This window comes from Micromonospora fluostatini (assembly GCF_050410825.1).
GTDB classification, from domain to species: Bacteria; Actinomycetota; Actinomycetes; order Mycobacteriales; family Micromonosporaceae; genus Micromonospora; species Micromonospora rosaria.
The window spans coordinates 509,464-529,068 of the sequence record NZ_CP191251.1; the positions used below are offsets into that span (position 1 = coordinate 509,464).

17 protein-coding genes are annotated in these 19,605 nt (G+C 74.2%); 7 read left to right on the forward strand and 10 right to left on the reverse strand.

Translation table 11 applies throughout. The annotated features are described in order from the left end of the window. The first annotated feature begins 27 nt into the window (after nt 1-27). The 4 genes from qcrC (at nt 28) to ACQUFX_RS02315 (ending at nt 4,571) form a co-directional block, all read left to right on the forward strand. A complete protein-coding gene (gene qcrC / locus ACQUFX_RS02300) occupies nt 28-864 on the forward strand; it encodes a cytochrome bc1 complex diheme cytochrome c subunit (RefSeq protein WP_067367943.1) in 837 nt (278 codons plus the stop codon). 67 nt (nt 865-931) lie between these two features. Further along, a complete protein-coding gene (gene qcrA, locus ACQUFX_RS02305; protein ID WP_428964396.1) occupies nt 932-2,011 on the forward strand; it encodes a cytochrome bc1 complex Rieske iron-sulfur subunit in 1,080 nt (359 codons plus the stop codon). After that, nucleotides 2,008-3,621 carry a cytochrome bc1 complex cytochrome b subunit gene (gene qcrB / locus ACQUFX_RS02310; RefSeq protein WP_428964397.1) on the forward strand — a complete coding sequence of 538 codons (1,614 nt, stop codon included), beginning with the start codon at nt 2,008-2,010 and terminating at the stop codon, nt 3,619-3,621. The genes qcrA and qcrB overlap by 4 nt, the downstream gene beginning before the upstream one ends. A gap of 272 nt (nt 3,622-3,893) precedes the next feature. After that, entirely contained in the window at nt 3,894-4,571 is a 678-nt protein-coding gene (locus tag ACQUFX_RS02315) for a DUF4142 domain-containing protein (protein ID WP_428964398.1), read from the forward strand. 101 nt (nt 4,572-4,672) lie between these two features. On the opposite strand, the gene ACQUFX_RS02320 is transcribed toward ACQUFX_RS02315, so the two are convergent. The 5 genes from ACQUFX_RS02320 to ACQUFX_RS02340 form a co-directional block, all read right to left on the reverse strand. Beyond that, nucleotides 4,673-4,960: an Lrp/AsnC family transcriptional regulator gene (locus tag ACQUFX_RS02320; protein WP_428964399.1), complete on the reverse strand. Its 288-nt coding sequence runs from the start codon at nt 4,958-4,960 to the stop codon at nt 4,673-4,675. Nucleotides 4,961-5,099: 139 nt separating this feature from the next. After that, complete coding sequence (locus ACQUFX_RS02325) at nt 5,100-5,963, reverse strand: nucleotidyltransferase family protein (RefSeq protein ID WP_428964400.1); 864 nt, start codon at nt 5,961-5,963, stop codon at nt 5,100-5,102. Further along, nucleotides 5,960-6,514 (reverse strand): NUDIX domain-containing protein, encoded by a 555-nt coding sequence (locus tag ACQUFX_RS02330; protein ID WP_428964401.1) that lies wholly within the window; start codon nt 6,512-6,514, stop codon nt 5,960-5,962. Before ACQUFX_RS02330 ends, ACQUFX_RS02325 begins: the two co-directional genes overlap by 4 nt. A 63-nt stretch (nt 6,515-6,577) precedes the next feature. Next, complete coding sequence (locus ACQUFX_RS02335; protein WP_428966832.1) at nt 6,578-8,368, reverse strand: RelA/SpoT family protein; 1,791 nt, start codon at nt 8,366-8,368, stop codon at nt 6,578-6,580. A 126-nt stretch (nt 8,369-8,494) separates the two neighbouring features. Further along, complete coding sequence (locus ACQUFX_RS02340) at nt 8,495-10,249, reverse strand: DEDD exonuclease domain-containing protein (protein ID WP_428964402.1); 1,755 nt, start codon at nt 10,247-10,249, stop codon at nt 8,495-8,497. 126 nt (nt 10,250-10,375) lie between these two features. On the opposite strand from ACQUFX_RS02340, the gene ACQUFX_RS02345 reads away from it, so the two are divergent. Continuing rightward, entirely contained in the window at nt 10,376-11,866 is a 1,491-nt protein-coding gene (locus ACQUFX_RS02345) for an NYN domain-containing protein (RefSeq protein WP_428964403.1), read from the forward strand. Between the two features lie 141 nt (nt 11,867-12,007). Here ACQUFX_RS02345 and ACQUFX_RS02350 read toward each other — a convergent pair whose 3' ends face one another. Further along, nucleotides 12,008-12,856, reverse strand: a complete 849-nt coding sequence (locus ACQUFX_RS02350) for a DUF4097 family beta strand repeat-containing protein (RefSeq protein WP_428964404.1) — start codon at nt 12,854-12,856, stop codon at nt 12,008-12,010. Nucleotides 12,857-12,923: 67 nt separating this feature from the next. Continuing rightward, on the reverse strand, nt 12,924-13,415 hold the full coding sequence (locus ACQUFX_RS02355) for a hypothetical protein (RefSeq protein WP_428964405.1): 492 nt from the start codon (nt 13,413-13,415) through the stop codon (nt 12,924-12,926). A gap of 222 nt (nt 13,416-13,637) precedes the next feature. Between ACQUFX_RS02355 and ACQUFX_RS02360 the strand changes: the two genes are divergently transcribed. Then, on the forward strand, nt 13,638-14,897 hold the full coding sequence (locus ACQUFX_RS02360) for a M48 family metallopeptidase (protein ID WP_428964406.1): 1,260 nt from the start codon (nt 13,638-13,640) through the stop codon (nt 14,895-14,897). After that, nucleotides 14,894-16,018, forward strand: coding sequence for a glycosyltransferase family 4 protein (locus ACQUFX_RS02365; protein ID WP_428964407.1), 1,125 nt, complete (start codon nt 14,894-14,896; stop codon nt 16,016-16,018). Before ACQUFX_RS02360 ends, ACQUFX_RS02365 begins: the two co-directional genes overlap by 4 nt. 151 nt (nt 16,019-16,169) lie before the next feature. Here ACQUFX_RS02365 and ACQUFX_RS02370 read toward each other — a convergent pair whose 3' ends face one another. From ACQUFX_RS02370 to ACQUFX_RS02380, 3 genes are all read right to left on the reverse strand, one after another. Further along, nucleotides 16,170-17,933 carry a putative bifunctional diguanylate cyclase/phosphodiesterase gene (locus ACQUFX_RS02370; protein WP_428966833.1) on the reverse strand — a complete coding sequence of 588 codons (1,764 nt, stop codon included), beginning with the start codon at nt 17,931-17,933 and terminating at the stop codon, nt 16,170-16,172. A 25-nt stretch (nt 17,934-17,958) separates the two neighbouring features. Further along, nucleotides 17,959-18,735, reverse strand: coding sequence for an SAM-dependent methyltransferase (locus ACQUFX_RS02375; RefSeq protein ID WP_428964408.1), 777 nt, complete (start codon nt 18,733-18,735; stop codon nt 17,959-17,961). A gap of 204 nt (nt 18,736-18,939) precedes the next feature. After that, nucleotides 18,940-19,605 (reverse strand): response regulator transcription factor, encoded by a 666-nt coding sequence (locus ACQUFX_RS02380; protein WP_067368580.1) that lies wholly within the window; start codon nt 19,603-19,605, stop codon nt 18,940-18,942.

Consider the following 19,605-nt stretch of genomic DNA (forward strand, 5'->3'; position numbering starts at 1 on the left):
AGGTCCCCCCGGTTAAGGACACAGGTCATGACTTCTGACAACGACCGCCGACGCGGTCTGCTCGGGCGGTTTCGCCGCGAGCGGTCCGCACCGCCCAGCAGGGGCCGTCGCCGGCTGGGCGCCGCGGTCCGGATGATCGCCGCCCTGGCGCTGGCCGGCGGCGCGTACACCCTCTTCGCCCCCGGCGTGCAGGCGCAGGAAAACCCGCCGCTCACCGGCGCCGCGGCCGAGGGCAAGGCGCTGTTCGACGTGAGCTGTGTGACCTGTCACGGCCGCAACGCGCAGGGCGTCGAGGGGCGCGGGCCGAGCCTGGTCGGGGTCGGTGCCGCCTCGGTCGAGTTCCAGGTCAGCAGCGGCCGGATGCCGATGGCCCGGCAGGAGGCCCAGGCGGCCCGCAAGCCCCCGGTCTTCACCGACGAGCAGACCCGCCAGCTCGCCCAGTACGTCCAGGAGCTCGGTGGCGGTCCGATCGTCCCCGAGGGTGACCTCCAGCGGGGCGCCGACCTCGCCGTCGGCGGCGAGCTGTTCCGGATCAACTGCTCCCAGTGCCACGCCTTCGCCGGTGGTGGCGGCGCGCTCTCGTCGGGCAAGTACGCGCCGAGCCTGGCGCCGGCCAGCGACCGGCAGATCTACGCCGCGATGCTGAGCGGCCCGCAGAACATGCCGGTCTTCGGTGACAACCAGCTCTCGCCGGAGGAGAAGGCGGACATCATCGCCTACATCCAGCAGACGCTGAAGGCCGACCAGGACCCGGGCGGCTTCAACCTCGGTCGGTACGGGCCGTCCACCGAGGGGTTGGCCGTCTTCTTCGTGGGCATCGTGGCGCTCGTCTTCACCACGCTGTGGATTGCGGGTAAGTCGTGACCGAGTGGATTGTTGGTGGCAGTGCTGTGGTGCCGGGCGCCGGCGCCGCCCGTAGGGAGGTGACGGCGTGAGCGCGAAGATCGACAGCCCGGCACCGCGCGAGCCTTTCGACGTGAACGACCCCCGGCTGAGCCGGTTCGACATCGTCGAGGAGGGCGCCCGGCGGGACGACATCGAGATCGTCCACTACGAGCCGCAGGTCGTCCACGGCAGCAAGGCCGAGCGCCGGCTGACCCGCCTGGTCGCAGGGCTCTTCCTGCTGACCGGCGCGGCGTCGACGGCCTTCCTGATCATCTACATCTGGTGGCCCTGGGAGTACGCGCCGGGGCGCGGCGGGGACAAGTTCTACACCCCGCTGCTCGGGCTGACCCTCGGCGTCTCCCTGCTCGCCGTCGGGTTCGGCATCCTCATCTGGGGCAAGAAGCTGCTGCCCAAGGAGGTGTCGATCCAGGACCGGCACGAGGGCCAGTACGACGCGGAGTCCGGTCGCATCGCCGGCGAGACCATGCTGTACATGGCCGACGAGCTGGGCGTACGGCGTCGTCCGCTGCTCGGCATCTCGCTGCTGGCCGGGCTCGTCCCGGTGACCGCGGTCGCCGCCGCCCCCCTGGTCGGTGGGCTGATCTCCGACCCGCACAAGAACAACCAGCTCGCCACGACCGGGTTCGCCCCGGTCGACGGCCAGCCGGTCCGGCTGATCCGCGAGGACGGCCGGCCGATCCGCCCGGCGGACATCAGCGCCGGTGGTCAGATCACCGTCTTCCCCGGCATCGACCACGGCGTCAGCAACCGGCACGCGGACTCGCCGACCCTGCTGATCCACCTGCGGGAGGACGACGCGCAGCGCTCCCGTGAGGCCAACGAGCGGGTCGGCCACGGCGGCTACATGTGGGGCAACTACGTCGCCTTCTCCAAGATCTGCACGCACGCGGGCTGCCCCGCCAGCCTCTACGAGCAGCAGACCAACCGGTTGCTGTGCCCGTGCCACCAGTCGCAGTTCTTGATCACCGACAATGCGAAGCCGGTTTTCGGCCCGGCGAGCCGGCGACTGCCGCAGTTGCCGATCGAGGTCGATTCCGAGGGCTTCTTCGTCGCGAGATCCGATTACACTGAGGTCGTCGGCCCGGACTTCTGGGAGCGTCCATGAAGCGTCGCAAGCTTGATGTCGCCGCCATGCCGGGCAGGACGGCACGGGGGTTGGATGAGCGGTTCAACGGGGCGACCCCGCTCCGGAAACTGCTGAACAAGGTCTTCCCCGACCACTGGTCGTTCCTGCTCGGCGAGATCGCCCTCTTCTCGTTCATCATCCTGCTGATCACCGGCGTCTTCCTGACGTTCTTCTACGAGCCGGCGATGACCGAGGTCATCTACAACGGCAGCTACGCGCCGCTGCGGGGCACCCCGATGTCGGCCGCGTACGCCTCCAGCCTGAACATCTCGTTCGACGTTCGCGGTGGTCTGATCATGCGGCAGATGCACCACTGGTCGGCCCTGCTGTTCATGGCCGCCATCGTCGTGCACATGATGCGCATTTTCTTCACCGGCGCATTCCGGAAGCCGCGCGAGACCAACTGGATCATCGGTTCGCTGCTCTTCTGGGTCGGCTTCCTGGCCGGTTTCACCGGTTACTCGCTGCCGGACGACGGCCTCTCCGGCACCGGTCTGCGGATCGCCTCGGCGATCATGCTCTCCATTCCGGTGATCGGCACCTGGGTCACCTCGGCGATCTTCGACGGTGAGTTCCCCGGCACGATCATCATCAGCCGGTTCTTCATCGCCCACGTGCTGCTCATCCCGGCCCTGCTGGTGGCACTGATCAGCGTGCACGTCGGGCTGGTGTTCACCCAGAAGCACACCCAGTGGCCCGGCCCCGGCCGGACCAACAACAACGTGGTGGGCGAGCGGATGTTCCCCCGCTACATCATCAAGCAGGGTGGCTTCTTCATGGTCATCTTCGGCGTGATCGCGCTGATGGGTGGCCTCTTCCAGATCAACCCGATCTGGTACTTCGGGCCGTACGAGGCGTGGGTGGTCTCGGCGGCCAGCCAGCCCGACTGGTACGTCATGTTCCTCGACGGCTCGACCCGACTCATGCCGGCCTGGGAGATACACATCCCGATCGGCGACGGGTACGTCATCCCACCGTTGTTCTGGCCCACCGTGGTGCTCCCCGGCATCCTGGTCGGACTCGCCGTGATGTACCCGTTCCTCGAGGCGCGGAAGACCAAGGACTACCGCAGCCACAACCTGCTCCAGCGGCCCCGGGACAACCCGTCCCGGACCGGCGTCGGCGCGATGGCCCTGACCTTCTACATCGTGCTGACCCTCTCCGGCGCCAACGACGTCATCGCGGACAAGTTCCACATCAGCCTGAACGCGATGACCTGGGCCGGCCGGATCGGCCTGCTGATCCTGCCGCCGCTGGCCTACTACATCACCCACCGCATCTGCCTGGGCCTCCAGCAGCACGACCGCGAGGTGCTGGCCCACGGCGTGGAGACGGGCATCATCCGGCGGCTGCCGGACGGTCGCTTCGTCGAGGTGCACCAGCCGCTCAGCAGCGGCCACGAGGAGCTGGAGTACGCCGGCTGGGTGGTGCCCAAGAAGATGAACCGGCTCGGGGCCCTCGGCCCGGCGATCCGGGGCTTCTTCTACCCGATCGAGAAGCCGGCCGAGGCGCCGGTGTCGCCGGGGCACCCCCCGGTCGAGCCGCTGCCCGAGCGGGAGAAGATCGGCAGCGGCGACCAGCGCTCCTGACCACCGGGACCGACACGACGGCGCCCACCGGGGTTCAACCCCGGTGGGCGCCGTCGTCGCGTTCACCCCTTCTCCGCGCCGTCGCGGTGGCGCCGGCCCCAGGTGCACTGGCCCCCGTGACCACCACGTCGGTGGGCGGCCGTCGTGGTACCCGGTGTCGGGTGTGGGGCGGAAGCTCCGGTTGCGGCCTCCCGGCGGTGGGCCCGCGCAATCGCAGGAATATCCCGCCTCAGCCGGGTATCCGTGCGGTCCAACGAAAAAGGGGGGGAAACATGTTGGGTCTCAAACGCCTCGGTCTGCTGACCGCCCTGGTGGTGGTCGGACTGGCGCCCGCCGCGGCGGCGCAGGCCGCGGCGCAGCCGTCGACGCAGGACACCCAGTACCTGCAGGCGCTGCACCAGGTCAACCTGTACGAGGTCGCCGCGGGTGAGCTGGCCCAGAAGAAGGGCCAGAACCAGCAGGTCAAGGACCTGGGCCAGCAGTTCGTGACGGACCACACCACGCTCGACGAGTCGGTGAAGAACCTCGCCAACCAGTTGAACGTCGACCTGCCGGACAAGCCGACGGCCGACCAGCAGGACGTGCTGGACCGGCTCAACGGCCTCAGCGGGGCGGAGTTCGACAAGGCGTGGGTGACCACCGAGCTGGCCGGTCACGTCCAGGCGATCCAGGCCACCCAGACGGAGATCTCGCAGGGCTCCGAACAGTCGGTGGTCCAGTTGGCGCAGGACGCGCTGCCGGTCCTCCAGGCGCACTACGACGCGCTGGTGGCCCTGGCCCAGACCCTGGGCATCCCGGTCCCGCAGACCAGCGCCAGCGGTACGCCCAGCCCGGGTGGCACCGGCACGCCGGCTCCGGGTGGCACGGTGACCGAGACCCCGGCTCCGGGCGGCACCACCGAGTCGCCGGCCCCGGAGACCACCGAGGCCCCGGTTCCGACCGAGAGCTGACGCGCGGCGACACCGTGGCCGGTCCGTCCCACGGGACGGACCGGCCACCGCGTGTGTGCCGTCGAACCGCCGCCGGTGGCGGCGTACGCCCCGGCCGGTCGTCAGTCGGCGCTGGCCAGGCCGATGGCGAAGGCCTCCTCCAGGTCGTGCTGGGAGTAGGCGCGGAAGGCGATGTGCGACTCGGTGTTGATCACCCCGGGGACCTTCGAGATGCGACCGGCGATCACCTCGGCGATCTGGTCGAACTCGCGGACCCGCACGATGGCGATCAGGTCGACGTGCCCGGCCACCGAGTAGACCTCGCTGACCCCGGGCAGGTCGGCCAACGCCTCGGCGACCTCGGGAATCGAGTCGGTGGCGCAGTCGATCAGTACGATCGCGGTGATCACTGGTCCGCCCTTCGTCGTGCCTCACGGCGCCGGCTCCGGTGCCCGCGCCGTGGACCATGCTAGACGCCGTGCCCCCAGGCCAGCATGACGCCGTGTCCCGGGCCGGCTGACGCGTGGCGTGCCCAGCCGGCCACGCTGCTCAGCCGGCGGGGACGGTCAGCCCGTCGGCGGTACGGACCACGTCGACCAGGTGCTCTCCGGTGTGGACCTCGGCACCGGGCCAGAGCACCGACCGGGTCACCGTGCCCCGGACGACCGCGCCCGCGCCCACCACCGCCCGGTGGCAGCGCCCGCTGACCGAGGCGGTGGGGTGGACCAGGTTCCCGTCGCCGGCCGCGTGCAGGTTGGCCGCCAGGTAGTCGGCCGGGGTGCCGGTGTCGTAGAAGGTTCCCCGGTACGGCACCACGGCCAGGGTGCCCGCCGCCTCCGCTGGCCGCCAGACGGCGCGGACCAGGTCGCCGAAGGTCGGCGGCAGGTCGCGGACCAGCCGCCAGGGCAGCAGCGAGAAGCCGACGAAGCGGTGGCCGTCGAAGGTGCCCGGCTCGGCCGGGTCGGGTGCCGGCTGGCCGAGCAGGCGTACCGTGTCGCCGTCCCAGCCGTCGAGCAGGGCGGCCAGGTCGGGCCCGGGCGGGGCGGCCGGGTCGGCCAGGTACGCGTCGGCGTTGCCGACCAGCACCCCGCGCCCGGCGATCCAGTCCCGCAGGTTGCCGATCCCGCCGGCGGTACCCAGCGGGTCACCCGGCTCGACCGAGCGGTGCGCGCGGTCACCGACCCGCTCGACCACCTGGTCGCCGAGGTAGCAGGCGTTCACCGCGACCCGGTCGCAGCCGGTGAGACCGAGCCCGGCCAGCCGGTCGAGCGCCCGGTCGAGCAGGGGCTCGTTGCCGACCGGGCAGAGCGCCTTGGGCAGCCGGTCGGTGAGCGGGCGCAACCGGGTGCCCGCCCCGGCGGCGAGCACCACCGCGCAGATCCCGCCGGGCCCACCGGTGCCGGCTCCGGTCACCGACCCGGTCCCGGGAAGGTGTCGGGCAGGGGCGGCGGGAAGTTGCCCGCCTCCGGGCCGATGCCGTAGTACCCGAGCAGCCGGGCGGTGGGCCAGCTCAGCCGGGGCAGGTCGTCCAGCGGGTGCCAGACGGCCTCGAAGACCTCGGCGCCGTCGACCTTCAGGGGGGTGCTGGACGCCGGCACCTCGGTCTCGAACACCATGTCCACCCAGCCCTTGGCGTGCACGATGGCGTTGGGGGTGGCCGGTCGCAGGCGGGTCGGGGGCAGCCGGATGCCGGTCTCCTCGAACAGTTCCCGGGCCGCGCCGACGATCGGTGGTTCGGCCTTCTGCAACAGTCCGGCGGGCAGCGTCCAGCTGTGTCCCGGGGGTTGCCGCAGCATCAGCAGGCGACCGGCGCCCCCGGCCTCGGCGTCCCGGACCAGGGTCACCGCGCCGACGACGTACTTCGGAACGGCGAGCCGGACCAGCCGGCGCCGGACGGGATAGGGCAGCCGGTAGAAGACGCGGTACCCGATGGCCCGTCCGGTGGCGCGGGTGCGGGGGATCATGCCCTCAGGCTAGTGGTCGCGGCGGGCCGGCCGGGCTCCCGGGGAGGGTATCCGGCCGGGGGTTCACTGTCGGTGGTCGACGAGGTCGATGAGCTGGCGCACCAGCGCGTCCGGCTCGACCGTCCGGTCGAAGACCGCGACCAGGAGGGTCTCCAGGTCGGGGTAGCCGAGCTCCTCGGCGAGGCGGAGCAGGGGCAGGTCGCTGGCCAGCCCTCGGTTGTGCTGACGCAGGGTGAGCCCGATGGCGGCCCGGCCGAGGCGTACCTTGTCGGCGATCGAGATGCCCGGCTCGGTGTGCTCGGCGAACCAGCGGTTGATCTGCATCTGGGCGTGCGGGGACTTGACGAACCCGAGCCACTCCCGGCGGGGCCCGCGCGGCGCGGCGTCGGCCTCGAACCCGCTCTCGGCGTCGTTCTCGGTGAAGATCTCCACCACGTCGCCCTCGTCCAGCTCGGAGGAGAGCGGGGCCAACCGGCCGTTGATCCGGGCCGCCAGGCAGTGGTCCCCCCGGTCGCTGCCCAGCTCGTACGCCAGGTCCACCGGGGTGGCGCCGGCCGGGAGGAGCACCTGCCGGCCGTCGGCGAAGACCTGGATCTGCGCCTCGGCGAGGTCGCAGCGCAGCGACTCCAGGAACTGGGCCGGGTCCGGGGCGTCCTGCTCCCAGTCGAGCACCCGGCGCAGCCAGTCGAGCTGCTCGGCGCGGGCGGCGGCCTTCCCCTTGGCCCGGGGGAAGCGGAAGTCGGCGGCGATGCCGTACTCGGCCGACCGGTGCATCTCGACGGTGCGGATCAGCACCTCGACGGTGCGGTTGCCGGGCCCGCAGACGCTGGTGTGCAGCGAGCGGTAGAGGTTGTTCTTCGGGGAGGCGATGAAGTCCTTGAACCGGCCGGGGACCGGACGCCACATGCCGTGGATCGCGCCCAGGGCGGCGTAACAGTCGGTGGCCGGCCCGTCCACCACCACCTCGATCCGGGGCAGGTCGAAGGGGATGCTGTGCCCGCCGGCGACGGTGTCCTTCCAGATCGAGTAGAGGTGCCGGGGCCGGGGGGCGACCGTCGCGGTGACCCGGTCCCGGCGCAGCGCCACCCGGGTCCGGGCGACCACGTCGCCGAGGTACGCGTCCCAGCCGGGCCGGTCGTGCACGTGCCGGGCGATGCGGGCGTGCGCCTCCGGCTCCAGGTGCAGCAGGACCACGTCGTCCAGCTCCCGTTTGAGGGTCTGGATGCCCAGCCGGTCGCAGAGCGGGACGAGCACGTCCAGGGTCTTGCGGGCGATCCGCTCCCGGGAGGCGGCGGAGCGGACCCCGAGGGTCCGCATGTTGTGCAGCCGGTCGGCCAGCTTGATGATCAGCACCCGGACGTCCTTGCCGGCCGCGATGATCATCTTGCGGGTGGTCTCCGCCTCGGCGGCCTTGCCGTAGAACGCCTTGTCGAACTTGGTCACCCCGTCGACCAGGTGGGCCACCTCGTGTCCGAAGTCGTCGGCGAGCGCCTGGAGGGTGTAGCGGGTGTCCTCCACGGTGTCGTGCAGCAGCGCCGCGACCAGGGTGGTGCTGTCCAGGCCCAGGTCGGCGCAGATCTGCGCGACGGCCAGCGGGTGGGTGATGTAGGGCTCACCGCTCTTGCGGAACTGCCCGCGGTGCATGTTCTCCGCGATCGTGTACGCCCGGCGCAGCACGGCCGCCTCGGCGCTGGGGTGGATCGCCCGGTGGGCGCGGACCAGGTGGGTGACCGGGTCGGTCTCGTTTGTCGGCCAGGTCAGCAGCGAGCGGAGGCGGCGGGTCAGCGGCAGCTCACCCGGCTGGTTGGACAACGCGCCCCCCAGGGCGGCCCCATGTCCGGCGTCGACGTCCACGTGGGACACCTCCTCACCCCGGCTCCTCAGCCACCGTCCGGCAACCGGAAGCAGGCCCACGAATCGGGCAGGACTGCACTCCCTTAACAGCCTAAGTGAGGCGAGGTCGTCCGAATGGTCACTTGCTCATGGGCGTTCGGTCGAGAGTTGTTGCGTCGCCGCGCCCTCGGCCTTGGCCAGCAGGCCCCGGAACCGGGCCGCGCCGGCCACCGGCGAGGACCACGCCGAGGTCATCTCGACCAGCCGGGTCTCCGGGCGTTCCAACCAGGACAGGATCCGCTCCGACTCCTCGGCCGAGGCCGCCGGGACCGGGCCGTGACCGGGCGTGACCGTCTCCGCCGTGGCCCGGATCAGGGTCACCGTGGGTCGCGGGTGGACGCCGGGCGGCGACACGCCGGCTCCGGCGAGCCGGCCGTGCCGCACCAGCGCCAGCTCCCAGCCGCCCCCGGCGGCCGGCCGCGCGGCGGCCAGCTCGGCGATCCCGGTGAGCGCGGCGAGCCGCTGCATCCGGACCGTGGCCCGCAGCACGGCGGCCAGCCGGGCCCGGACCACCGCCGCCTCCTCGTACCGCTGCGCCGCCGCGAGCGCGTCGATCCGGGCCAGCAGCGTCGCCACCACCGGCCCCGGGTCACCCGTGGTCGCCGCCCGGAACGGCGCGACCGCGCGGTGGTCGTACTCCTCGGGGGTGATCCGGTGCTCGCAGGGCGCGGCGCAACGGCCCAGCTCGGCCAGCGCGCAGGCCGGCGTGACCGTGCGCAGCGACAGCCGGTGGGTGCACTGGCGCAGCCCGGTGGCGTCGTGGAAGCCCGCCGCCGCCAGCTCCGCCGCGCGTCGGGAGGTGAACGGCCCGAGGTACGCCTCGTCGCCGGGGGCCAGGCCGCGCGCCACCGACAACCGGGGGTACGCCTCGTCGGTGAGCTTGAGCCAGACCACCCGCTCCGGGTACTTCGACCGCCGGTTGTACGGCGGGGCGTGCGCGGCGATCAGCCGCAGCTCCCGTACCTCGGCCTCCAGCGAGTGGGCGCACCCGACCGCCTCCACCCGCTCGGCGGCGGCGAGCATCTCGGAGATCCGGGCCCGCTTCTCGGCGGCGGTGAAGTAGCTGCGGACCCGGGTGGCGATGTCGCCGGAGGTGCCCACGTAGAGCGGCCGGTCGTCGGCGGCCCGGAAGATGTAGACCCCGGGCGTGCGCGGCAGCCCGTCGGCCAGGTGCCGCTTGCGCCGCTGGGTCGGGGTGACCGCGCGGGCGAACTCGATCGCCTCGCCGACGGTGTCCACCCGGTGCCCGCCGAGCCGGCCGATCAGCCCGTGCAGCACGTCCACGGTGGCCTTGGCGTCGTCCAGCGCCCGGTGCGTCGGCTGGGTCGAGGTGCGGAAGTACGCGGCCAGGGTGCCGAGTTTGCGGTTGGGCACCTCGTCGCGGCTGAGCACCCGCCGGGCCAGGGCCGCCGTGTCCAGCACCCGGGGGTTGGGCCAGCGGTAGCCGTGCTTGGCGCAGGCCGCCTTGAGGAAGCCCACGTCGTACGGGGCGTTGTGGGCGACCAGGACCGCGTCGGCGAGGAACTCCAGGAAGCTCGGCAGCACCCGCTCGACCGGCGGGGCGGGCAGCAGCATGGCCTGGGTGATCCCGGTCAGCACGGTGATGAACGGCGGGATCGGCACCCCGGGGTTGACCAGCGTGGCGAGCACCCCCAGCTCCTCGCCGCCCCGGACCTTGACCGCGCCGATCTCGGTGATGCCGCCGCCGTCGGGGGCCCCGCCGGTGGTCTCCAGGTCGACCACGACGAAGGTCGCCGCGTACAGCGGCAGCGCCGGGTCCACCCCCGACCCGGTCGGGTCCAGCCCGGCGAGGGCCTGCTGGACGTACTCCCCACCCGTCACGCGGGCACGGTAACGGCTCGGTCCGACACTCCGGCCACACCCGTCCCACCAGTCACCACAGGGATAGGATGAGAGAACGGCTCACTCACCGGGCGGTGGGCCCGGCCCCGGTGGGAGACTTGCCACATGCCCCTCACCGAGCCGTACGACGACAACCTCCCCGAGGGGGAGGTCGACGCCGCGCGCGCCGCCGGTGGGTACGGCCGGGCCCCGGGCGCCGAACCGGCGACCGGACCCGGATCCGGGTCGGGGGACCCCGTGGCGGACGTGTCCGAACCCGAGCCGGCAGGGCCGGAACCGGAGCAGGCGGGGCCGGAGCCGGTGCTGCCCGAGCCGGTCCGGCAGCGGATCGTGGCGCTGACCGCCACGGTGCTGCCCGGCCTCCCCGCCGACGAGGTGCCGGTGCCGCTGCGCCGGGTGGCCAAGTTCGCGCCCAACCGGCGGGCCCGGCTGGGCGCCCCGATGATCGCCGCCCAGCTCACCGCCGACCCGCTGTTCCGGCAACGGGTCGCCAACCGGGCGCTGGCCGACGCGGGCGACCTGGGCGCGGCGGTGGTCGACGGGACCGCCCCGGCCGCCGCCGACCCGGTGGAGGTCGCCGCCCTGGCGTACCTGGCCCGGCCGCAGGGCTGGCGGGGCCTGGTCGAGGCCAGCGGCGCGGCCGTGCAGGCCGAGGCGGACAGCGCCGTGGTGGCCGAGCTGGTGCGGGAGGCCGAACAGCGGGCCACCCGGGCCGAGCACGACCGGGCGGTGGCCCGGGTCGAGGCGGAGAAGCTCCGTGACGAGCTGGCCCGGGTCCGCGAGGAGCTGGGGCAGGTCCGCGAGGAGGCCCGGCAGCTCGGCCGGGCGCTGCGCGAGACCCAGGCGCGGGAACGACGGGCCGGTGAGCTGCTCGCCACCGAGCGCGGCCGGGCCACGCGGGCGGCGGCCGACGCCGAGGCCGAGCTGCGGCGGGTCCGGGCCCGGCTGGCCGAGGCGGAGGCGACGGCCGGGGTCGCGCGGGCCAGCGCCAAGGAGGCCAGGTCGGTCGACGACGCCCGGCTCTGGCTGCTGCTGGAGACGATCGGGCAGGCCGCCGTCGGGCTGCGCCGGGAGCTGGCGCTGGACCCGGTGGAGAAGCTGCCCGCCGACTTCGTCGCGGACGCCTTCACCGGGACCGCCGCGGCGGCCGACGCGGCGGCGGCCACCCGGGCCCGGGACACCGACGACCCCGCCCGGCTGGACCAGCTACTCGCCCTGCCCCGGGCGCACCTGGTCGTCGACGGCTACAACGTCACCAAGCGCGGGTTCGGCGAGATGTCCCTGGAGCAGCAGCGCAAGCGGCTGATCAGCGGGCTGGGCGGGATCGCCGCGCAGACCGGCGACGAGGTCACCGTGGTCTTCGACGGGGCCGAGCGGATCCACGGGCTGCCGCCCGCGCCGCGCGGGGTCCGGGTGCTCTTCTCCCGCAAGGGGGAGACCGCCGACGAGCTGATCCGCCGGCTGGTCCGGGCCGAGCCGCCCGGCCGCCCGGTGGTGGTGGTCTCCTCCGACCGGGAGGTCGCCGACGGGGTGAGCCGGCACGGCGCGTACCCGCTCGGTGCGGACTCGCTGCTGCGCCGGCTGGCCCGGTCCTGACCGCCGTCGCGGCCGGGGGCTGACCGCCGCCGGGGCCTGACCGCCGCCGGGGCCTGACCGGCGTCGGGGCCTGACCGGCGTCGGGGCCTGACCGGCGTCGCCGCCGGGTCCTGACCCGCCGTCGCGGGCCGGGCCGGGGGGTCAGCGGCGGCGGATCACGATGTCGCCGAAGGAGGTCCGGGCGGTCACCTCGACGGTGCCGGCCGGGGTCGGGGGTGGTGCGCAGGAGGCGAGGTCGTTCTCCACCCGGCCGTACCGGGTGTGCAGGTCGAGGTGGGCGGCGGTGCCGGCGGGGACGCCGACGGCGACCTCGCCGCGGTTGGTCCGCAGCGACATCCGGCCGGCCACCGCCTCGTCGACCCGCAGGTCGCCGTTGGCCGTGGTGGCGGTGACCGTGCCGGTGGCCCGTTCGATCACGATGTCGCCGTTGGCCGACCTGGCCTCCAGGTCACCGGCGACGGAGCCCACGGTGGTGTCGCCGTTGGAGGTGCGGACGGCGAGATCCCCGCCGACCGCGCCGACCCGGACCTGACCGCTGCCGCTGGTGACCCGGGCGGACCCGTCGACCCGGTCCACCGTGATCTCCCCGGCCGAGGCGGTGGCGTCGAGGGTGCCGGTGTGGTGCAGGGCGAGGTCCCCGGCGGCGGTCCTGAGCCGGCACTCGCCGAGCTGACCGGTGCTGCGGATGGTCGCCGCCGCCGCCGTGTCGGCGTGCAGCCGGGAGCCGGTGGGCAGGGCGATCGTCAGGTCCACCGTGCCGGACCGGCCGAGCAGCCCGAGGCCGCGTCGCTTCGGCATCCGGACCACGAGGCGGCCGTCGGTGAACTCGACCCGGGTCTGCTCGGCGGCCCGGACGTCCGCGTCGGTGCCGTCGTCGCGCGGGCGTACCTCGACGATGGTGTCGGTGCGGTCTGCGGGGGTGATCCGGACGTCGGCGGCCAGCAGGTCGAGCGTGACGGTGACGGGGCCGGGGGTGTCGAAGGTGGGCACGAGTGGATCCCTTCTCGGCGGGGTGGGGGCTGGTGGCGAGCGGGACGGGCGGCGGGCGGGGACGGCGTCAGCGGACCCAGCCGGTGTACCGCTCGCCGCCCACCGGCGCGCGCCGGTGGGCCCGGCCGGTGCGGTGGGCGTCGGCGGCGGCGCCGGCGGCCCGGACGAGCCAGGCGTTCACCGACAGCCCCGCCCGGCCGGCGGCCTCCTCGATGCGCCCCTTGAGCTGCTCGGAGAGGCGGAAGTTGATCCGGGCGGTGGCGGCCTCGTCCCCCTCCGTCACGCCGGCGGTGGGATCGGGGGCGGGCTGCTCGGCGGGGGGCGGGGTCACCACGAAGTCGGGCCCGGTGGCGCGCAGCCGCAGCTCCACCGAGCCGGGCGCCAACTCCCGGGTGATCTCCTCCGCCGCCGCCGTCAGGGCGTCCAGCAGGGCCAACCGGAACGCCGACTCCAGTGGCCCGGTCAACTGCTCGGCCAGCGCCCGCGCCTGCGGGCCGCCGAGGTCGCCGGCCCGGCTCAACTCCCGCCGGAGGTGGTCGAGGTGTGCCGTGAGGTCCATGGTGCCATCATGACACCATATTGGCATCATTTCAAGTCAGGATGGCGTCACTGCGGTGCCACGGCGCGCCCCGTCGCCCGGCGGCGACCGACCCGCCCGCATCGGCGGACACCCCGCCGGAGAGGTCCGGGCGGGCCATAGGATGAGCGCTCACGGCGGGAGGAGCGGCATGACCCGGGTACGGCGCGACGGCGGCAGACCCGCGCGCGGCGGGGTGCCGAGGTGACCCCGCGCGGCTGGGCCGTCCTGACCCTCGCCGGGCTGCTCGTCGCCCTGGCCGTGGCCGCCGCCCTGCTGGTGCCGTGGCAGCGCCCACCGGCGCCCCGGGCCGACCAGCTCGCCGCGCTGCGGGACCTCCCCGCCGACCAGGTCGCGCACAGCCGGGCCCTCCGCGCGGCCCTGCGCCCCGGCCGGTACACCGGGCTCGTCGTCGGGCTGCTGGTGGCGCTGGCGCTCGGCCTCACCCCGCTGGGCGGTCGCCTGGTCGAGCTGGCCGGGCGTCCCTTCGGCGGGCACTGGGTCGCCCAGGCGGTGCTCGGCGGGCTGGCCGTGGTGCTCGTCGCCGACCTGCTCACCCTGCCCTTCTCCGCCTGGCGGCACGCCGTGCTCACCCGGTACGGGCTGAGCGTGCAGGGCTGGGGCGGCTGGACCGTCGACCTGCTCAAGTCGTACGCGGTCAGCGCGGTGCTCGGCGCGGTCGTGCTGCTCGGCTTCTACACCGTCACCCGGCTCGCCCCGCGCTGGTGGTGGGCGGTCGGCGCGGCCGGTGCCGCCGGGCTGGTGGCCCTGCTGTCGTTCGTCCTGCCGGTGCTGGTCGAGCCGGTCTTCAACCGGTTCACCCCGATGGAGCCGGGGCCGCTGCGCACCGAGCTGATGGCGATGGCCGCCCGGGACGGCGTACCGGTGAAGGACGTGCTGGTCGCCGACGCATCCCGGCGGACCCGGGCGGTGAACGCGTACGTCTCCGGGCTGGGGCCGACCCGGCGGGTGGTGGTCTACGACACCCTGCTGCGGGAGGCCACCCCGGCCGAGGTGACCAGCGTGGTCGCCCACGAGCTGGGGCACGCCAGGGACCGGGACGTGGCCGTCGGCACGCTCACCGGCGCGCTGGGCGCCGCCGCCGGGGTGGTCGCCCTCTACCTGCTCGGCTCCGCGCGCCCGCTGCTGCGCCTGGCCGGCGTGGACTCCATCGCCGAGCCCCGGGCGTTCCCCCTGCTGCTCGCCCTGGTCACGGTGGCCGGGCTGGTGGCCACGCCGGTGCAGGCGGCGGTGTCGCGCCTGGTGGAGGCGCGGGCCGACGCGCACGCGCTGGCCCTCACCGGCGACCCGGCCACCTTCGAGGCGATGCAGCGCCGGCTGGCCGGGGTGAACCTGGCCGACCCGGACCCGCCCCGCTGGGAACGGCTCTGGTCGGCGTCGCACCCGTCCACCGTGGAGCGGATGGCCGCCGCCCGCGCCTACGCCAGGGAGACCGGCCGGTGAGCCGTACGCTGCTGATCACCAACGACTTCCCGCCCCGCCCCGGTGGCATCCAGTCGTTCGTGCACAACCTGGCGCTGCGCCAGCCCTCCGGCTCGGTGGTGGTGTACGCCTCGACCTGGGGCGACGCCGCGAAGTTCGACGCCGACCAGCCGTTCGAGGTGGTCCGGGAGCGCACCGGCATGCTGCTGCCCACCCCGGTGGTGGCCCGGCGGGCGGCGCGGCTGGCCCGGGAGTACGACTGCGACACCGTCCTGTTCGGCGCGGCGGCGCCGCTCGGGCTGCTCGCCGCCGGGCTGCGCCGCCGGGCCGGGATCCGGCGGGCGGTCGCGCTGACCCACGGCCACGAGGTCGGCTGGGCGGCCCTGCCCGGTGCGCGGAGCGTGCTGCGCCGCATCGGACGCGGCCTGGACGTCACCACCTACCTCGGTGAGTACACCCGGGTCCGGTTGGCGCGGGCGCTGCACGGGGTGACCGACCTGCACCGCCTGGCCCCCGGCGTGGACGTGGCGACCTACCACCCCGACGTGGACGGCGGGCCGGTGCGGGTCCGGCTCGGCCTGACCGGCCGGCCGGTGGTGGTCTGCGTCTCCCGGCTCGTCCCGCGCAAGGGGCAGGACGTGCTGATCCGGGCCCTGCCGGAGATCCGCCGCCGGGTGCCGGACGCCGCCCTGCTGGTGGTCGGTGGCGGCCCGTACCGGGGCACCCTGGAGCAGCTCGCCCGGCAGCACGGCGTGGCGCGGGACGTGGTGTTCACCGGATCGGTGCCGGCGGCCGAGCTGCCCGCCCACTACGCCGCCGGTGACGTGTACGCGATGCCGTGCCGGACCCGCAACCGGGGCCTGGACGTGGAGGGCCTCGGCATCGTCTACCTGGAGGCGTCGGCGACCGGGCTGCCGGTGGTGGCCGGTGACTCCGGCGGGGCCCCGGACGCGGTCCGCGCGGGGGAGACGGGCTTCGTGGTCCGGGGCGACGAGGTCGCGCAGGTCGCCGACCGGGTGGCCACCCTGCTCGCCGACCGGGACCTGGCCCGCCGGTTCGGGGCGGCGGGCCGCGCCTGGGTGGAGCGCGAGTGGCGCTGGGAGACCCAGGCGCAGCGGCTGGCCGCCCTGCTCGCCGGCTGAGCCGGCCACCGCCACCGCCGGCTGAGCCGGCCACCGCCACCGCCGGCTGAGCCGGCCACCGCCACCGCCGGCTGAGCCGGCCACCGCCGCCACCACCACAGGCTGAGCCGGCCACCGCCGCCGGTCGAGCCGGCCAGCGTCACCGCCGCGGTCAGGCGATCCGTTCCAGGACCCGCTCGGGCGGCCCGGGACGGCCGAAGTGCCAGCCCTGGCCGGCGTCGCAGCCGATGGCCCGCAGCCGCTCGGCCTGGTCGGCGGTCTCCACCCCCTCGGCGGTGACGGTCAGGTCCAGGGCGTGGGCCATGGCGACCAGCGAGGCGAGGATCTGCTCGTCGGTACGGCTGGCCGGATCGTCCGCCGGGGACCGCAGGCCGGTGACGAAGGAGCCGGCCACCTTCAGCTCGGTGACCGGCAGGTGGCGCAGGTACGCCAGGTTGGAGTACCCGGTGCCGAAGTCGTCGATGGCGATCCGTACGCCCAGGTCGGCCAGGGTCCGCAGGGCGCGGGCGGGCTCCTCGGTGGTGGTCATCATGGTGCTCTCGGTGATCTCCAGTTGCAGCCGCTGCGGCGGCAGCCCGGTCTGGTCGAGCAGGTCCCGCACCTGGCGGACCAGGCCGGGGGTGTGCAGTTGCCGGACCGCCAGGTTGACGCTGACGAACGGGGCCGGCCCGCTGCCCGCCGGCCACTGCCCGGCCTGGCGGCACGCCTCGGCCAGCACCCACCCGCCGAGCCGGACGATCAGCCCGGTCTCCTCGGCCAACCCGATGAAGCTGTCCGGGCGGATCAGGCCCAGCTCCGGGTGCCGCCACCGGACCAACGCCTCCACCCCGAGCACCGTGCCGTCCCGCAGCGAGGTCAGCGGCTGGTAGTCGAGGAAGAACTCGCCCCGGTCCAGTGCCGCCGGCAACGCGGCGGACAGCGCGTGCCGGGCCAGCTCGGCCCGGTTGCGTTCCGGGTCGAACAGCGCCCAGCGGGCCCGGCCGGCGGCCTTGGCCCAGTGCACGCTGCTGTCGGCGGCCTGTATCAGGTCGCCCGCGCAGGCCCCGCCGACCGGGCGTTCCACGATGCCGGCGCTGGCCGAGACGCTCAGCTCGTGGCCCTCGATCCGCACCGGCTCGTGCACCGCGGCCAGCGCCGTCTCGGCGACCAAGACCACGTCGTCGGTGGAGCCGGTCCGCTCCACCAGGATGCCGAACTTGTCCCCGCCGAGGCGGGCGACCAGGTGCCCGCCGAGGGCCCGCCGCAGCCGCCGGGCCACCGTCGCCAGCAGCAGGTCGCCGACCCGGTGGCTGAGCGAGTCGTTGATCACCTTGAACCGGTCCAGGTCGAGGATGCAGACCCCGATCCGTTCGCTGCCCGGGGCGGCCGCGTCGATGGCCGCGGCGAGCCGTTCGGCGAACAGTTTCCGGTTGGGCAGGTCGGTGAGCGGGTCGTGGACGGCCTGGTGCCGGAACCGGGCCTCGCTGTGCCGCAGCTCCAGCTCCGCCTGCTCCCGGGCCTGCAACGCGGCCCGCCGGATCATCTCCTGCTCGTCCAGCGTCCGGTCGCGCAGCGCGTGCGCGAACCCGGTCGCCACCGCGCCGAGCAGCCGGGCCAGCCGGTCCTCGACGTCCGCGCCGACCAGCCCCAGGTCGCGCAGCAGCCGGAGTTGGATGACCTCGATGGTGCGACCCAGCCCCTCCGGCGCGGCGATGTGCGCGACGACCAGCTCGGCGCCGACCCGGGTGCCGGCCCGCAGGTCGAACGGCTCGGCCACCAGCGCCGCCGCCAGGTGCTCGGTGAGCCGGTGCAGGAACGCCTCCAGCTGGGGCCGGCTCAGTGGCAGGTAGCTGGTCCCGGCGACCGCCCTGGCCCAGGCGCGGGCGAAGGTCGTGGGGCAGGACGGCGCCCCGGACCGCTCATCCGCCTCCGCCACCGTGGTGCCGGAGCACTGCCGCAGCTCACCCACCGAGGCGTCCGACGCCACCCATGAACACCGCCTGTTCGGCGTGCTCGGCGGCCTCCGGGGTCTCCGGATGCCACTCGGGCACCCAGACCACACCGGGTTCGACCAGCTCGAACCCGGCGAAGAGCGCGGTCAGCTCGTCCCGGCCGCGGAACCACAGCGGGTTGTCGGTGCTCTGGTAGACCCGCTCCGCCTCGTCCTGTTCCGGGGTGCCGCCCCGGAGGTCCGGGCTGACCTGGGAGAGCACCAGGTAGCTGCCGGGTGCCAGCGCGTCGCGCAGCGTCCGGAGGATCTCCGCCGGCCGCTCCGAGTCCGGTACGAAGTGCAGCATCGCCACGATCATCACCGCCACCGGCTGGCTGAAGTCCAGCAGCCTGGTCACCTCGGGGTGGGCGAGGATCCGCTCCGGCCGGCGCAGGTCCTCCTGGAGCGCGGTGGCCCGGTCGTTGCCGGCGAGGATCTCCCGGCTGTGCGCCACCGCGATCGGGTCCACGTCGACGTAGACCACGCGGGCGTCCGGCGCCGCCCGCTGGGCGATCTCGTGCACGTTGCCCACCGTGGGGATGCCGGAGCCGATGTCGAGGAACTGCCGCACCCCGGCGTCGACCAGGAACTGCACGGCCCGGCGGAGGAAGGCCCGGTTGGCCTGGGCCATCAGCGGGGCGTCGGGCACCGCGGCCATCATCGCGCAGGCCGCCGCCCGGTCGGCGGCGAAGTTGTGCGAGCCGCCGAGGTAGTAGTCGTACATTCGGGCCACGCTGGGGCGTTCCATGTCGATCGTGCCGGGGCTCCAGTCGGGCCGCTCCGGGTTCTCATCCGTTTTGCCGATAACGCGAGAATCATCACCTGCGCGGGTCACCCGGGTATTCTGCCCGCCCCGTGCCCGGCTGAGAAGAGCGGCACCACCCGGGTCGCTGAACGTGACGAAGGCCCGCCCCACCGGTGGTGGAGCGGGCCTTCGTCCCCGGTGTCCGGGTCAGAACTTGGGGGCGTCCGGCGCCTCCAGCAGGCCGAGCCGCAGCGCGGTCATCAGCGCCTGCGCCCGGTTGGCCGCGCCCAGCTTCTCGTACAGCTTCGAGATGTGGGTCTTGGCGGTGGACTCGCTGACGAAGAGCTGCTTGGCGATGCCGGCCACGCTCATGCCGTCGGCGAGCAGCCGCAGCACCTGTCCCTCCCGGGGGGAGAGCTGCGGGCCGGACGGCGCCAGCCGGCGCTTCATCGCCTCGGCCAGGTCGGCGGCGGTGAACGCGCTGGGGGAGGAGGCGGCGTGCCGGGCGGCGGCCACCACCTCGTCGGCCGGGGCGGTCTTCGGCACGAACGCGCTCGCCCCCGCCTCCAGGGCGCCGAAGAGCTGGTCGTCGCCGGCGTACATGGTGAGCACGACGATCCCCATCGACGCGCTGGACTTGCGCAGCGCCCGGGTGGCCTCCAGGCCACTGCCGTCGGGCAGGCGCAGGTCCATGATCACCACGTCCGGCTGGAGGGCACCGGCCTGGCGTACGCCCTCCGCCGCGGTAGCGGCCTCGCCGACGACCTCGAACTGCCGGTCACGCTCGAAGGCGTGCCGTAGGCCCTTGCGGATCAGGTCGTGGTCGTCGACAAGGAGGACCTTGGTACGGGTGGCCGGTGTCGGAGTGGTCAT